This window comes from Peribacillus muralis (genome assembly GCF_001645685.2).
In the GTDB taxonomy this organism is placed as follows: Bacteria; Bacillota; Bacilli; order Bacillales; family DSM-1321; genus Peribacillus; species Peribacillus muralis_A.
The window spans coordinates 390,025-405,548 of record NZ_CP017080.1; the positions used below are offsets into that span (position 1 = coordinate 390,025).

12 protein-coding genes, 2 rRNA genes and 1 riboswitch are annotated in these 15,524 nt (G+C 46.5%); all 14 genes read left to right on the plus strand.

The genetic code is table 11. The features are described 5' to 3' along the window. Positions 1–169: 169 nt before the first annotated feature. The 14 genes from ABE28_RS01870 (at position 170) to purH (ending at position 15,514) form a co-directional block, all read left to right on the plus strand. Positions 170–3,102: ribosomal RNA gene (locus ABE28_RS01870) — 23S ribosomal RNA — on the plus strand. A 63-nt stretch (positions 3,103–3,165) separates the two neighbouring features. Continuing rightward, positions 3,166–3,281 (plus strand): 5S ribosomal RNA (gene rrf / locus ABE28_RS01875). A 201-nt stretch (positions 3,282–3,482) separates the two neighbouring features. Further along, positions 3,483–3,683 (plus strand): NETI motif-containing protein, encoded by a 201-nt coding sequence (locus tag ABE28_RS01880; protein WP_064462245.1) that lies wholly within the window; start codon positions 3,483–3,485, stop codon positions 3,681–3,683. A 74-nt stretch (positions 3,684–3,757) separates the two neighbouring features. Then, positions 3,758–3,859, plus strand: a riboswitch (purine riboswitch). A 178-nt stretch (positions 3,860–4,037) separates the two neighbouring features. Next, positions 4,038–4,526 (plus strand): 5-(carboxyamino)imidazole ribonucleotide mutase, encoded by a 489-nt coding sequence (purE, locus tag ABE28_RS01885; protein ID WP_064462246.1) that lies wholly within the window; start codon positions 4,038–4,040, stop codon positions 4,524–4,526. Further along, positions 4,510–5,670 (plus strand): 5-(carboxyamino)imidazole ribonucleotide synthase, encoded by a 1,161-nt coding sequence (gene purK / locus ABE28_RS01890; protein ID WP_064462247.1) that lies wholly within the window; start codon positions 4,510–4,512, stop codon positions 5,668–5,670. The genes purE and purK overlap by 17 nt, the downstream gene beginning before the upstream one ends. After that, positions 5,667–6,959, plus strand: a complete 1,293-nt coding sequence (gene purB, locus ABE28_RS01895; protein ID WP_064462248.1) for an adenylosuccinate lyase — start codon at positions 5,667–5,669, stop codon at positions 6,957–6,959. The genes purK and purB overlap by 4 nt, the downstream gene beginning before the upstream one ends. Before the next feature lie 102 nt (positions 6,960–7,061). Beyond that, positions 7,062–7,781, plus strand: a complete 720-nt coding sequence (purC, locus tag ABE28_RS01900; RefSeq protein WP_064462249.1) for a phosphoribosylaminoimidazolesuccinocarboxamide synthase — start codon at positions 7,062–7,064, stop codon at positions 7,779–7,781. After that, positions 7,774–8,028, plus strand: coding sequence for a phosphoribosylformylglycinamidine synthase subunit PurS (gene purS, locus ABE28_RS01905; protein ID WP_064462250.1), 255 nt, complete (start codon positions 7,774–7,776; stop codon positions 8,026–8,028). The genes purC and purS overlap by 8 nt, the downstream gene beginning before the upstream one ends. Next, positions 8,025–8,711, plus strand: a complete 687-nt coding sequence (gene purQ, locus ABE28_RS01910) for a phosphoribosylformylglycinamidine synthase subunit PurQ (protein WP_064462251.1) — start codon at positions 8,025–8,027, stop codon at positions 8,709–8,711. Before purS ends, purQ begins: the two co-directional genes overlap by 4 nt. Then, the gene (gene purL / locus ABE28_RS01915) at positions 8,695–10,917 is read left to right on the plus strand and encodes a phosphoribosylformylglycinamidine synthase subunit PurL (RefSeq protein ID WP_064462252.1); all 2,223 of its coding nucleotides are present in this window, start codon (positions 8,695–8,697) and stop codon (positions 10,915–10,917) included. Before purQ ends, purL begins: the two co-directional genes overlap by 17 nt. Next, a complete protein-coding gene (gene purF / locus ABE28_RS01920; protein ID WP_064462253.1) occupies positions 10,902–12,317 on the plus strand; it encodes an amidophosphoribosyltransferase in 1,416 nt (471 codons plus the stop codon). The genes purL and purF overlap by 16 nt, the downstream gene beginning before the upstream one ends. Positions 12,318–12,359: 42 nt before the next feature. Continuing rightward, positions 12,360–13,385 (plus strand): phosphoribosylformylglycinamidine cyclo-ligase, encoded by a 1,026-nt coding sequence (gene purM, locus ABE28_RS01925; RefSeq protein WP_064462254.1) that lies wholly within the window; start codon positions 12,360–12,362, stop codon positions 13,383–13,385. Further along, positions 13,385–13,960: a phosphoribosylglycinamide formyltransferase gene (gene purN, locus ABE28_RS01930; protein WP_064462255.1), complete on the plus strand. Its 576-nt coding sequence runs from the start codon at positions 13,385–13,387 to the stop codon at positions 13,958–13,960. Before purM ends, purN begins: the two co-directional genes overlap by 1 nt. Positions 13,961–13,978: 18 nt before the next feature. Next, on the plus strand, positions 13,979–15,514 hold the full coding sequence (gene purH / locus ABE28_RS01935) for a bifunctional phosphoribosylaminoimidazolecarboxamide formyltransferase/IMP cyclohydrolase (protein ID WP_064462256.1): 1,536 nt from the start codon (positions 13,979–13,981) through the stop codon (positions 15,512–15,514). Positions 15,515–15,524: the final 10 nt, after the last annotated feature.

Consider the following 15,524-nt stretch of genomic DNA (forward strand, 5'->3'; position numbering starts at 1 on the left):
AGGATAATACGAGTGCGCTTTTGTTTTGTTCAGTTTTGAATGAGTAATTCATTCAATCACGGAAGAAGCATCACGTTGTGATGGGTTCTCTCCACTTTGTTCCTTGAAAACTAGATAATAGATAGAAGGCAATTAATTTTTTTCAAAGCATCTGTAAGACTTTTTTAACGGTTAAGTTAGAAAGGGCGCACGGTGGATGCCTTGGCACTAGGAGCCGATGAAGGACGGGACTAACACCGATATGCTTCGGGGAGCTGTAAGTAAGCTTTGATCCGGAGATTTCCGAATGGGGAAACCCACTGTTCGTAATGGAACAGTATCTTTACCTGAATACATAGGGTACTGAAGGCAGACCCGGGGAACTGAAACATCTAAGTACCCGGAGGAAGAGAAAGCAAATGCGATTTCCTGAGTAGCGGCGAGCGAAACGGAATTAGCCCAAACCAAGAGGCTTGCCTCTTGGGGTTGTAGGACACTCAACATGGAGTTACAAAGGAACGGGGTAAATGAAGCGATCTGGAAAGGTCCGTCAAAGAAGGTAAAAACCCTGTAGTTGAAACTTCGTTCCCTCCTGAGTGGATCCTGAGTACGGCGGGACACGAGAAATCCCGTCGGAAGCAGGGAGGACCATCTCCCAAGGCTAAATACTCCCTAGTGACCGATAGTGAACCAGTACCGTGAGGGAAAGGTGAAAAGCACCCCGGAAGGGGAGTGAAATAGATCCTGAAACCGTGTGCCTACAAGTAGTCAGAGCCCGTTAATGGGTAATGGCGTGCCTTTTGTAGAATGAACCGGCGAGTTACGATTTCATGCGAGGTTAAGTTGATGAGACGGAGCCGCAGCGAAAGCGAGTCTGAATAGGGCGAATGAGTATGAGGTCGTAGACCCGAAACCAGGTGATCTACCCATGTCCAGGGTGAAGTTCAGGTAACACTGAATGGAGGCCCGAACCCACGCACGTTGAAAAGTGCGGGGATGAGGTGTGGGTAGCGGAGAAATTCCAATCGAACCTGGAGATAGCTGGTTCTCTCCGAAATAGCTTTAGGGCTAGCCTCAAGATGAGAGTATTGGAGGTAGAGCACTGATTGGACTAGGGGCCCCCAACGGGTTACCGAATTCAGTCAAACTCCGAATGCCAAATACTTATTCTTGGGAGTCAGACTGCGAGTGATAAGATCCGTAGTCGAAAGGGAAACAGCCCAGACCACCAGCTAAGGTCCCAAAGTATACGTTAAGTGGAAAAGGATGTGGAGTTGCTTAGACAACCAGGATGTTGGCTTAGAAGCAGCCACCATTTAAAGAGTGCGTAATAGCTCACTGGTCGAGTGACTCCGCGCCGAAAATGTACCGGGGCTAAACGTATCACCGAAGCTGTGGATTGACACCATTAGGTGTCGATGGTAGGAGAGCGTTCTAAGGGCGTTGAAGTCAGACCGGAAGGACTGGTGGAGCGCTTAGAAGTGAGAATGCCGGTATGAGTAGCGAAAGAAGGGTGAGAATCCCTTCCACCGAATGCCTAAGGTTTCCTGAGGAAGGCTCGTCCGCTCAGGGTTAGTCGGGACCTAAGCCGAGGCCGAAAGGCGTAGGCGATGGACAACAGGTTGATATTCCTGTACCACCTATACATCGTTTGAACGATGGGGGGACGCAGAAGGATAGGGTAAGCGCGCTGTTGGATATGCGCGTCCAAGCAGTTAGGCCGGAAACGAGGCAAATCCCGTTTCCACCAAGGCGGAGCTGTGATGGCGAGGGAAATATAGTACCGAAGTTCCTGATTCCACGCTGCCAAGAAAAGCCTCTAGTGAGATGTAAGGTGCCCGTACCGCAAACCGACACAGGTAGGCGAGGAGAGAATCCTAAGGTGTGCGAGAGAACTCTCGTTAAGGAACTCGGCAAAATGACCCCGTAACTTCGGGAGAAGGGGTGCTTTTTAGGGTGAATAGCCCAGAAAAGCCGCAGTGAATAGGCCCAGGCGACTGTTTAGCAAAAACACAGGTCTCTGCGAAGCCGCAAGGCGAAGTATAGGGGCTGACACCTGCCCGGTGCTGGAAGGTTAAGGGGAGAGGTTAGCGCAAGCGAAGCTTTGAACCGAAGCCCCAGTAAACGGCGGCCGTAACTATAACGGTCCTAAGGTAGCGAAATTCCTTGTCGGGTAAGTTCCGACCCGCACGAAAGGTGTAACGATCTGGGCACTGTCTCAACGAGAGACTCGGTGAAATTATAGTACCTGTGAAGATGCAGGTTACCCGCGACAGGACGGAAAGACCCCGTGGAGCTTTACTGCAGCCTGATATTGAATTTTGGTACAGCTTGTACAGGATAGGTAGGAGCCTGAGAAGCCGGAGCGCTAGCTTCGGTGGAGGCGTTGGTGGGATACTACCCTGGCTGTATTGAAATTCTAACCCGCGCCCCTTATCGGGGTGGGAGACAGTGTCAGGTGGGCAGTTTGACTGGGGCGGTCGCCTCCTAAAGAGTAACGGAGGCGCCCAAAGGTTCCCTCAGAATGGTTGGAAATCATTCGTAGAGTGTAAAGGCACAAGGGAGCTTGACTGCGAGACCTACAAGTCGAGCAGGGACGAAAGTCGGGCTTAGTGATCCGGTGGTTCCGCATGGAAGGGCCATCGCTCAACGGATAAAAGCTACCCCGGGGATAACAGGCTTATCTCCCCCAAGAGTCCACATCGACGGGGAGGTTTGGCACCTCGATGTCGGCTCATCGCATCCTGGGGCTGTAGTCGGTCCCAAGGGTTGGGCTGTTCGCCCATTAAAGCGGTACGCGAGCTGGGTTCAGAACGTCGTGAGACAGTTCGGTCCCTATCCGTCGCGGGCGCAGGAAATTTGAGAGGAGCTGTCCTTAGTACGAGAGGACCGGGATGGACGCACCGCTGGTGTACCAGTTGTCTTGCCAAAGGCATAGCTGGGTAGCTACGTGCGGACGGGATAAGTGCTGAAAGCATCTAAGCATGAAGCCCCCCTCAAGATGAGATTTCCCATGGCGCAAGCTAGTAAGATCCCTGAAAGATGATCAGGTTGATAGGTCAGAGGTGGAAGCGTGGCGACATGTGGAGCTGACTGATACTAATAGATCGAGGACTTAACCAACGCTTTTAAAAAATGAAATACCTTCTCATTATCTAGTTTTGAAGGAACAACGTTCCTCATATGTTTGGTGGCGATAGCGAAGAGGTCACACCCGTTCCCATTCCGAACACGGCAGTTAAGCTCTTCAGCGCCGATGGTAGTTGGGGGTCTCCCCCTGTGAGAGTAGGACGCCGCCAAGCACAATAAAAAGATCAGCCATCCGGCTGGTCTTTTTTTGCATGTAAAGAGGCTGAAATCCGGACAAAAGGAATCGATCCTCAACAAATTTAATCCGTTTGGTTTTAATGTCTTGCCTTTCCTTGTTCTATTCCTTATACTAGGAAGAATTTCATTGAACGGAAAGGCAACAATAAATAATAAAAAAGAAAGGAAACGATAGTGTGAGTAAAAAGAGTAAGGTGAAATTTGAAGTTAATGAGGGAGAGACAATTGATGCTTGCCTGGACCGTATGAAGGCCGCGGGGTACTTTCCTGTAAGAAGGACGGAAGAACCGATATTTGCAGAGAGAAGGGAGAATGGCAAAGTCCATTATGAGCCAATTGGTCGAAAAATCGTATTCGAAGCAAAATTAATCGAGTAAAACACGAACAATCAATTAGTGTTTTAGTAAAATATTCGATTTTAACTTGACATTAAAATAGCCGAAAGGTAATATGAAGGTACATTAATACATCTCATATAATCATGGGGATATGGCCCAAAAGTTTCTACCTGATGACCGTAAATCATCGGACTATGAGAGAAGCATCTGACTAATTCGGAATTTAGCCAAGTCTTTTTGTGTTTTTTTACGAAGGCTTTCTTTTCCGGACAGATCGCTTCCTCGATGAGGAAGGGATCTGTCCGGTTTTTTAATTTATATGTTATAGATAATGAGAAGCGTCCATCTGCATACTCTGGACGCCACAATTTGAGTGTTGGAGGGATAGATGATATGAAGCCGCAGGTTGGGGTTATTATGGGAAGTGCCTCGGATTGGGAAACGATGAAATATGCTTGTGAATCATTGGAACAGCTTGAGATTTCCTATGAGAAAAGAGTCGTTTCCGCCCACAGGACGCCGGATTTACTATTTGAATATGCAGGAAGTGCAAAAGATCGAGGCATTAAAGTGATCATCGCCGGTGCAGGCGGGGCAGCGCATCTTCCAGGTATGACAGCCGCCAAAACGATTGTCCCCGTGATTGGTGTACCGATACAATCAAAGGCATTGAATGGGATGGATTCATTATTATCAATTGTTCAAATGCCTGGCGGTATACCGGTTGCGACGGTGGCGATCGGAAAAGCCGGAGCAGTCAATGCCGGTTTGTTTGCGGCTCAAATGTTAGCGGCTTTCGATCCTGAAATTGCCGGGAGATTGGAAGCTTTAAGAGACGAAACCAGGGAAAAGGTGTTAAGAAGCAGTGAACAACTTAAATAATAAAACCATTTTACCGGGACAGACCATTGGAATAATCGGCGGAGGGCAATTAGGCAGGATGATGGCTTTGTCGGCAAAGGCATCAGGATTTAGGATAGCCGTCCTTGAGCCAACTGCAGATGGTCCGTGTGCACAAGTTGCAGATATTGAAATAATTGGTGCTTATGACGATATAGCTGCATTGAAAAGGTTGGCAGAGGTAAGTGACGTCATAACTTATGAGTTTGAAAATATCAGTTCGGAGGCGCTGGATTGGTTAAAGCAGCATGCATATCTTCCGCAGGGCTCCGAATTATTAAAGCTGACACAGGATCGCCTTACTGAAAAAAAGGCCATTTCTGATGCAGGGGCATCGGTTGCTCCCTATCAGGAAATACAGGATATTTCGGAAATATACCTTCATATAGAAAAAATAGGGTACCCTAGTGTGTTAAAAACGACCCGGGGCGGTTATGATGGAAAAGGGCAGTTGGTCATTAAGGAAAAAGCAGATATCAAAAAGGCTGAATCCCTGCTCGAAACAGGTGTATGTGTGCTGGAAGCCTGGATTCCTTTCGTAAAAGAAATCTCCATTATCGTGACGCGTAAAGCAAATGGGGAGGCAACTCATTTCCCGATAGCGGAAAACATTCATATTGATAACATTCTTCATAAAAGCATAGTTCCCGCCCGTATTAGTCAACAAGCTCAAAGGAAAGCTATCGATAAGGCTTTACAGCTTGCTGAGAACCTTGATTTGATCGGGACATTGGCAGTCGAAATGTTTTTAACCGATCAGGATGAAATCATCATTAATGAATTGGCGCCAAGACCTCATAACTCGGGCCATTATACAATGGAAGCTTGTGAGACTTCACAGTTTGAACAGCATATAAGGGCTGTCTGCAATTGGGAGCTAGGAAATACGGCGCTATTGAAGCCGGTTGTAATGGTCAACATCCTAGGAGAGCATATTGGGCCTTTGATGGATGGAATTCCTACGCTTTCGGATTGGAAGGTTCACCTTTATGGTAAGAAAGAAGCCAAGCTTAAGCGGAAAATGGGGCATGTGAATATTTTACGTCCAACGATTGAGGAAGCTCTTTTGGAAAGTGATCGAAGCAAAATTTGGAAACAACAGGTTGAAACGGAGGAAGTAAAATGATTGAACGTTATACCCGCCCAGAGATGGGAAACATTTGGACAGAGACGAACCGCTTTAATGCATGGCTGGAAGTCGAGATATTGGCTTGTGAAGCGTGGTCTGAACTTGGTGTCATTCCGAAAGAAGATGTGAAGCTTCTTCGTGAAAATGCTACGTTCGATGTGGAGCGCATCAATGAAATCGAAAAGGATACCCGACACGATGTCGTAGCCTTTACACGTGCAGTTTCTGAAACGTTAGGGGAGGAACGGAAGTGGGTACATTACGGCTTGACTTCGACTGATGTAGTGGATACAGCCCTTTCATATGTGATCAAGCAAGCGAATGAAATCCTTTCAAAGGATTTGAATAACTTCGTCGAGATCCTGAGAAATAAAGCAAAAGAACATAAATACACGGTTCAGATGGGACGTACGCATGGAGTTCATGCAGAACCGACTACCTTTGGTTTGAAGCTGGCTCTATGGTATCAAGAAATGAAGCGCAATGTCGAACGCTTTGATGAAGCGAGAAAGACCATCGAGGTCGGGAAGATCTCCGGTGCTGTTGGAACTTATGCAAACATCGACCCGTTCGTTGAAAAATTCGTTTGTGAAAAGCTTGGACTTGAAGCAGCACCCATTTCGACCCAAACATTGCAGCGCGATCGCCATGCACATTATATGAGCACCTTGGCGTTGATTGCGACATCAATTGAAAAGTTCGCAGTCGAAATCCGCGGCTTGCAAAAAAGCGAAACACGTGAAGTGGAAGAGTTCTTTGCAAAAGGACAAAAAGGTTCGTCGGCAATGCCTCATAAACGGAATCCGATCGGCTCTGAGAATATGACAGGGATGGCCCGTGTCATCCGCGGTTATATGATGACAGCTTATGAGAATGTGGCATTATGGCATGAGCGTGACATTTCCCATTCTTCAGCAGAACGCATCATCTTGCCGGATGCAACGATTGCATTGAACTATATGCTTAACCGCTTCAGCAACATCGTTAAGAACTTAACCGTGTATCCAGAAAACATGAAACGCAATATGGACCGTACTCTAGGGTTGATTTTCTCGCAACGTGTGTTGCTTTCCCTTATCGATAAAGGGCTTGTCCGTGAAGAAGCTTATGATACGGTTCAGCCAAAAGCGATGGAAGCATGGGAACAGCAGGTGCCATTCAGAAGCCTGATCGAAAAGGATGATAAGATTACAAGCCTGCTTACAAAAGAAGAGCTTGATGATTGCTTCGATCCTACCCATCACTTGAAAAATGTTGATGTGATCTTTGATCGTTTAGGTTTATAAAAAAGCAGGCGGCAAACATGGGCATGTAGCCTGTCCCATGTTTGCCAAGCCTGACAAATGACAGGAAAATTCATAATATTCACAATGTGGGGGTCTTGACAGATGGAAAAACGAGAATTGTTGTATGAAGGAAAAGCGAAGCAGATTTATGCAACGGACAACAATGAAATAGTATGGGTGGAATATAAGGATTCGGCAACAGCGTTCAATGGTGAGAAGAAGTCAGAGATTGCCGGAAAAGGCAAGTTGAACAACCAAATTACCAGCTTACTATTTTCAAAGCTTGCCAAAGAAAATATTCCGTCCCATTTTATTGAAATGCTTTCCGAACGGGAGCAGTTGGTCAAAAAAGTCTCCATCATCCCCCTTGAAGTCGTCGTCAGGAATACTGCTGCGGGAAGCTTCTCTAAAAGAACCGGCATAAAGGAAGGCCAACCCCTAAAGAAGGCACTGACTGAGTTTTACTATAAAGATGACGAGCTCGGCGATCCACTGTTAACGGAAGACCATATTGAAGAATTGGAACTAGCCAGCAAGGAAGATGTAGCCATTTTAAAAGAAAAGGCACAGGAAATAAATACAGTCCTAACCTCATTTTTCAAAGAGCTGGATATTAGATTGATAGATTTTAAATTAGAATTCGGAAAAACATCGAATGGAAACATTCTGCTGGCTGACGAGATATCACCTGATACGTGCCGGTTATGGGATGTAACAACGAACGAAAAGTTAGACAAAGATGTATTCCGTCGTGATTTAGGCAGTTTAACAGATGCCTACGAAAAAATTCTAGCAAAATTGGAGGGCATTCAACATGCATAAGGTTAAGGTATATATCACACTAAGGGAAAGTGTACTGGATCCACAGGGAGCGGCAGTCCAACAATCGCTTCATAGTTTGACTTATAACGAAGTAAGTGACGTTCGGGTGGGGAAATACATTGAACTTACAATTGAGGATACGGATCGTGATTTAGATCAACTTGTAAAGGAAATGTGTGAAAAACTATTGGCCAATACGGTTATTGAGGCTTACCGTTATGATGTTGAGGAGGTTATCACCCAATGAAATTTGCTGTCATAGTTTTCCCTGGCTCCAATTGTGATGTCGATATGTATCATGCGATAAAGGATGCACTGGGGGAAGAAGTGGAGTATGTATGGCATTCCACAGACAACCTAGATCAGTATGATGGGATTCTCCTTCCTGGGGGCTTCTCTTATGGAGACTATTTACGCTCAGGAGCGATTGCCCGTTTTTCCAATGTGATGGTCGAAGTCGTAAAAGCGGCTCAAGCAGGGAAACCCGTTCTTGGTGTCTGCAATGGTTTTCAGATTTTGCTTGAAGCAGGACTTTTACCTGGCGCGATGCGTCGTAATGAAGGCTTGAAATTCATTTGCCGCAATGTTGGATTAAAGGTTGAAAATAATCAATCGATGTTTACGTCAGGCTACGAGTTGCAGGAATCGATTACGATCCCGGTTGCGCACGGTGAAGGGAATTATTACTGCGATGATGAAACATTGGCTGTATTAAAACGGGATAACCGCATCTTGTTCACTTACGACGGCGACAATCCAAACGGAAGCTTGGAACGGATAGCGGGTATTACGAATGAACAAGGAAATGTCCTCGGAATGATGCCTCATCCCGAACGTGCTGTTGACTCACTGCTTGGCAGTAAAGACGGCTTAAAGATTTTTCAATCCATCGTAAAAAACTGGAGGGAATCACATGTTATTACAGCTTGAACCAAGTCCGGATAAAATTAAATCGGAGCGATTGTACGCAAGTATGGGGCTTTCCGATGAAGAATTTGCCATGGTGGAGAAAATCTTAGGCAGACTGCCGAATTATACGGAAACAGGATTGTTCTCCGTTATGTGGTCAGAGCATTGTTCCTACAAAAACTCAAAACCCATCTTAAGGAAATTCCCGATTACGGGTGAAAAAGTGCTTCAAGGTCCTGGTGAAGGAGCGGGAATCGTTGATATCGGTGACGACCAGGCCGTCGTTTTTAAAATCGAAAGTCATAACCACCCGTCGGCAATCGAACCTTACCAAGGTGCAGCCACTGGTGTAGGCGGCATCATCCGTGATGTATTCTCCATGGGTGCACGTCCGATTGCGATGCTGAATTCACTTCGCTTTGGAGAACTGGATAATGATCGCGTGAAATACTTATTCAAAGAGGTCGTAGCAGGGATTGCCGGATATGGAAATTGTATCGGGATACCGACTGTCGGCGGTGAAATTCAATTCGATCCGTCTTATGAAGGAAATCCGTTAGTCAACGCCATGTGTGTCGGGTTGATCGATCATAAGGACATAAAAAAAGGCCAAGCGCATGGAGTAGGCAACACAGTCATGTATGTGGGTGCCAAAACTGGACGCGATGGCATTCATGGGGCAACGTTTGCATCTGAAGAGCTGTCAGAGTCTTCCGAAGAGAAGCGCCCAGCCGTTCAAGTGGGAGATCCTTTCATGGAGAAGCTGCTTCTAGAGGCATGCCTTGAATTAATTCAAAACGATGCGCTTGTTGGCATTCAGGATATGGGTGCGGCTGGACTCACCAGTTCATCTGCAGAGATGGCGAGCAAGGCGGGATCGGGCATTATAATGAACCTGGATTTGGTGCCGCAGCGTGAAACGGGAATGACGGCTTATGAAATGATGCTTTCGGAATCACAAGAGCGGATGCTCATCGTAGTCACGAAAGGCCGTGAACAGGAAATCGTTGATTTGTTCACGAAGTATGATTTAGAGGCAGTGGCAGTCGGCGTAGTGACGGACGATAAAAACTTGACCTTGACACATCAAGGTGAAACCGTTGCAGAGGTTCCGGTCGACGCCTTGGCGGAAGAAGCCCCGATCTATCATAAGCCATCCGCGGAACCGCAATATTTCCGTGACTTCCAAAGCATGAAGGCTGAAATGCCAGTCATCGAAGATCATAAAGAAACACTATTGGCATTATTGAAGCAACCGACGATTTCAAGCAAGGAATGGGTCTACGATCAATATGATTACATGGTCCGCACGAATACGGTAGTATCACCTGGTTCGGATGCAGCTGTAGTTCGAGTCAGGGGAACGAATAAGGCTCTTGCGATGACGACGGATTGCAACTCGCGCTATATCTATCTTGATCCTGAAACAGGCGGGAAAATCGCAGTCGCTGAAGCAGCCCGCAATATCATTTGCTCAGGAGCCGAGCCATTGGCAATAACGGATTGCTTGAATTTCGGGAACCCGGAAAAACCTGAAATCTTTTGGCAGCTGGAAAAAGCGGCTGATGGCATGAGTGAGGCTTGCAGAAGCTTAAGCACACCGGTCATTGGCGGAAATGTCTCGCTTTACAATGAAACGAATGGTGAAGCGGTTTATCCGACACCTGTAGTCGGAATGGTCGGTCTTATCAGTGACCTGCAGCATATCACGACGCAAACGTTTAAAAATGAATCTGACTTGATTTATGTAGTCGGTGAAGCAAAAGTTGAATTTGGCGGCAGTGAATTGCAAAAAATGCTTGAAGGAAAAATCTTTGGACGCGCACCGGAACTTGATTTGACGGTTGAACAAAAACGTCAGCAGCAAATCCTTGCGGCGATCCAATCTAGTCTTGTTGCATCTGCACATGATCTTTCGGAAGGCGGTTTGTCCGTTGCCTTAGCTGAATCTTTATTCGGATCAGGCCAGCTTGGGGCAAAAGTTAATATTTCCGGTGAAGCGGTATCCGAACTATTCAGCGAAACGCAATCACGGTTCTTGCTTTCCATCAAACCTGAAAACAAAGAGGCCTTTGAAGCCCTTGTGGAAGATGCGATTTGCATAGGCTCTGTAACGGAGGATCGTAAGCTAATCGTGACGGCAGGCAGTGATGACCTTGTATTGGAAGCGGACGTTGATGAATTGCAAACAGCTTGGAAAGGGGCCATACCATGCTTGCTGAAATAAGAAGCCTTAACGAAGAGTGCGGCGTAGTCGGAGTCTGGGGACATCCTGATGCGGCTCAGCTTGCGTATTACGGGTTGCATAGCCTGCAGCATCGTGGACAAGAGGGTGCGGGCATCGTCGTCACGGACGGTGAGCAGATGTCCATCTCTAAGGGGGAAGGACTCGTCACTGAGATCTTCACTGCTGAAAAAATGCAAGCACTATCCGGTACAGGAAAAGCGGCAATCGGCCATGTCCGCTATACAACGGCAGGCGGCGGCGGCTATCAAAACGTCCAGCCTTTCTTGTTCAATTCACATACAGGCGGCCTGGCACTTGCCCATAATGGGAATATCGTCAACGCAAATCAGCTAAAAGCACAGCTTGAGGGACAGGGAAGCATCTTTCAAACGACATCGGATACGGAAGTGCTTGCCCATTTGATTAAAAGGTCCGGCTACTCGGATGTCAGGGATTCCGTGAAAAACAGTTTAAGCATGCTGAAGGGTGCGTATGCTTTCGTCATCATGACGGAAAACCAAATGATCATGGCAAGAGATCCGCACGGTTTCCGCCCCCTTTCATTAGGGAAATTGGGCGATGCGTATTTTGCTGCATCCGAAACCTGCGCCCTTGATATCGTAGGTGCAGAATTCATCCGCGATATTGAGCCCGGAGAACTCGTTGTCATCAATGATGAGGGAATCTCATCCGAGTACTTTTCACTTTCCAGTCAACAGGCTATGTGCACGATGGAATATGTGTATTTTTCCCGTCCCGATAGCAATATCGATGGAATCAATGTCCATACGGCCCGCAAAAACCTTGGTAAGCAAATGGCACTTGAAGCGAGGATTGAAGCAGATGTCGTCACGGGTGTACCCGATTCCAGCATATCGGCAGCGATTGGTTATGCGGAGGCAGCAGGCATTCCATATGAAATGGGCTTAATCAAAAATCGATATGTGGGCAGGACATTCATTCAGCCATCGCAGAGCTTGCGTGAACAAGGCGTGAAGATGAAGCTTTCACCTGTAAGAGGGGTAGTAGAAGGCAAACGGGTGATAATGGTTGATGATTCCATTGTCCGTGGGACAACGAGCAGAAGGATCGTCGGCATGTTAAAAGACGCAGGAGCGAAGGAAGTGCATGTTGTCATCAGCTCGCCCCCAATCAAGAATCCTTGCTTTTACGGAATAGATACGTCTAAAAAAGAAGAACTGATAGCGAACTCTAAATCTGTGGAGGAAATCAGGGAAATAATTGGTGCGGATTCCTTGACTTTCTTAAGTGTCGAAGGCATGGTCGAAGCTATTGGCCGTCCTTTTCCAGGAGAAACGCGCGGTTCATGCCTAGCTTGTTTCACCGGAAATTATCCGACTGAAATTTTTGAATACGAACGGGAAAAAACAAAATGTTGAGCATGTCGGAAATGCAGAATGATTTTCTGAGGGGGATTCAAAATGGCTAATGCGTATAAACAGGCCGGCGTGGATATTGAGGCTGGTTATGAAGCGGTAAATCGAATGAAAAAACATGTGAAGCGCACACTCCGTCCAGAAGTGATGAACGGGTTGGGCGGTTTCGGGGGCATGTTTGATTTGTCGTCCTTGAACCTTAAAGAACCGGTGCTCATTTCAGGTACGGATGGAGTGGGTACGAAACTTTTATTGGCTTTCATGATGGATAAACACGATACAATTGGAGTGGATTGTGTAGCGATGTGCGTCAACGATGTTGTCGTTCAGGGTGCTGCACCTTTATACTTTTTAGATTACATTGCCTGCGGAAAGGCCGACCCGGCACGAATTGAAATGATCGTCAAAGGGATTGCAGATGGCTGTGAACAAGCGGGCTGTGCTCTAATCGGCGGGGAAACGGCGGAAATGCCGGGGATGTACGAAACCGAAGAATACGATGTGGCAGGTTTCACTGTCGGTGCAGTCGAAAAATCACGTCTGATTACGGGTGAGTCCATTCTTGCGGGCGATGTCGTGATTGGACTCTCTTCGAGCGGCATCCATAGCAATGGCTATTCCCTTGTTCGTAAAATCCTTCTTGAAGAAGCAGGGATGAATCTTCAAGATTTCGTGCCACAGCTTGATTGCAAGCTAGGCGAGGAGCTGCTGAAACCGACCAAAATTTATGTCAAGTCGATTTTATCGACCTTGGAAAAATTTGAAATCAAGGGTCTTGCCCATATTACGGGGGGCGGATTCATCGAAAATATACCACGCATACTGCCTGAAGGATGCGGTGTGGAAATCGAGCATGGCAGCTGGGTCATTCCACCTATATTCTCCTTCCTTGAGGAAAAAGGAAGCCTTGTGAAAGAGGAAATGTTTAATATATTCAATATGGGAATCGGAATGACGGCCATCGTAAAAAAAGAAGAAGCAGCTGATGTGCTGGCGTACCTTAAAGACTGTGGTGAAGAGGCATCGGTCATCGGGACGATTGTGGCTGGAAATGGAGTGTCTTTCAAATAATGAAGCGTCTTGCTGTCTTTGCATCAGGTAACGGTAGTAATTTTCATTCAATTACAAATGCGATAAAAAGCGGAAAGGTGAAGGCGGAAATCTGTCTGGTCGTTTGTGATCGAAAAGACGCATATGTGCTAGAGAGGGCGAGACTCGAAAATATCCAATCTTTCTCCTTTTCAGCGAAGAATTACTCGAACAAGGCTGAGTTTGAAGAGGAAATCCTCACTGAACTTCAGCAACGTGATGTGGACTTGATCATTCTGGCCGGCTATATGCGTTTGATAGGTCCTACATTATTACAAGAGTATCCACAAAGCATCGTGAACATCCATCCATCTCTCCTTCCTGCTTTTCCAGGCAAGGATGCAGTCGGTCAGGCTTTTGCAGCTGGAGTGAAGGAAACTGGGGTCACAATACATTACGTCGATGAAGGAATGGATACAGGACCGATCATTGTCCAAAAAACGGTGCCGATTCTCGAAGGAGATACGATTGACATTCTTCAGAAAAGGATTCAGGAAACGGAGCATGATTTGTATCCGTCCGTTTTGCAGCAGCTTTGCCAACAGCAACTTACTTAATGGAGGGACCAACATAACATGAAAAAACGTGCTTTAATAAGTGTATCGGATAAAACAGGTATCATTGAATTTGCTCAAGGATTGATTGAGGCAGGATTTGAAATCATTTCAACAGGCGGTACGAAAAAAACGCTGCAGGATCATGGTGTTGATGTGATTGGTATTAGTGATGTCACTGGATTTCCAGAAATCCTTGATGGTCGTGTCAAAACACTTCATCCGAATGTCCATGGTGCGGTGTTGGCCAAACATGATGACAAGAATCATGCGGCGCAGCTTGCAGAGCATAATATCGAACCGATTCAATTAGTCTGTGTAAATTTATACCCATTCCAAGCGACTATCTCCAAGCCGGAAGTCACTGTGGAAGATGCGATTGAAAACATCGATATCGGCGGACCGACAATGCTTCGTTCTTCTGCTAAAAACCACGAATATGTGACCGTTATCGTCGATTCCAATGACTACCCTACCGTATTGACCGAGCTGAAGCAAAACGGTGGCGTATCAAAAACCACGAATCGCCGTCTGGCAGCAAAAGTATTCCGTCATACTGCAGCCTATGATGCTGTCATTTCAGAGTATATGACAGAGCTTGCCGACGAAGAAAATCCTGAATCATTGACTGTTACCTATGAATTGAAGCAGTCACTTCGTTATGGGGAAAATCCACATCAAAAAGCTTCATTCTATAAAAAACCGCTTGGTTCCGTTTTTTCAATTGCCAATGCGAAGCAATTACACGGGAAAGAGCTTTCATACAACAACATCAATGATGCAGATGCAGCCCTTCAAATCGTTAAGGAATTCGATGAGCCTGCTGCAGTTGCCGTCAAGCATATGAATCCTTGCGGCGTGGGGGTAGGGAGAACGATTTTAGAAGCTTATGAAAAGGCTTATGAAGCGGATTCCACCTCCATTTTCGGCGGCATCATCGCCTTGAACCGTGAAGTTGATAAGGCGACCGCAGAGAGGCTTCATGAAATTTTCCTTGAAATCATCATTGCTCCTGGATTTACGGGTGAGGCAGTGGAAATCTTGACGAGCAAGAAAAACCTTCGTTTATTAACGATTGAATTCGATATCGCCAATAAAACGGAACGTAAATTGACTTCGATAGAAGGCGGCTTACTTATTCAAGACCGTGATTCATATTGCTTAAAGGATGCAGAAGTGAAGGTAGCAACGAAGCGTGAGCCAACACCTGCAGAATGGAAGGCTTTAGAGCTTGGTTGGAAGATCGTGAAGCATGTGAAGTCGAATGCCATTGTCGTCTGTGATGAACAAATGACCTTAGGAGTTGGCGCAGGTCAAATGAATCGCGTCGGAGCGGCGAAAATCGCACTTGAGCAAGCTGGAGAAAGAGCGAATGGAAGCGCATTGGCCTCGGATGCCTTCTTCCCGATGGACGATACCGTTGAAGCCGCAGCGAAAGCGGGAGTTACGGCAATCATTCAGCCTGGTGGCTCTGTAAAAGATCAAGATTCGATCAGGAAAGCTGATGAATACGGAATCGCAATGGTATTCACAGGGATTCGTCACTTTAAACATTAATCAAAGGATG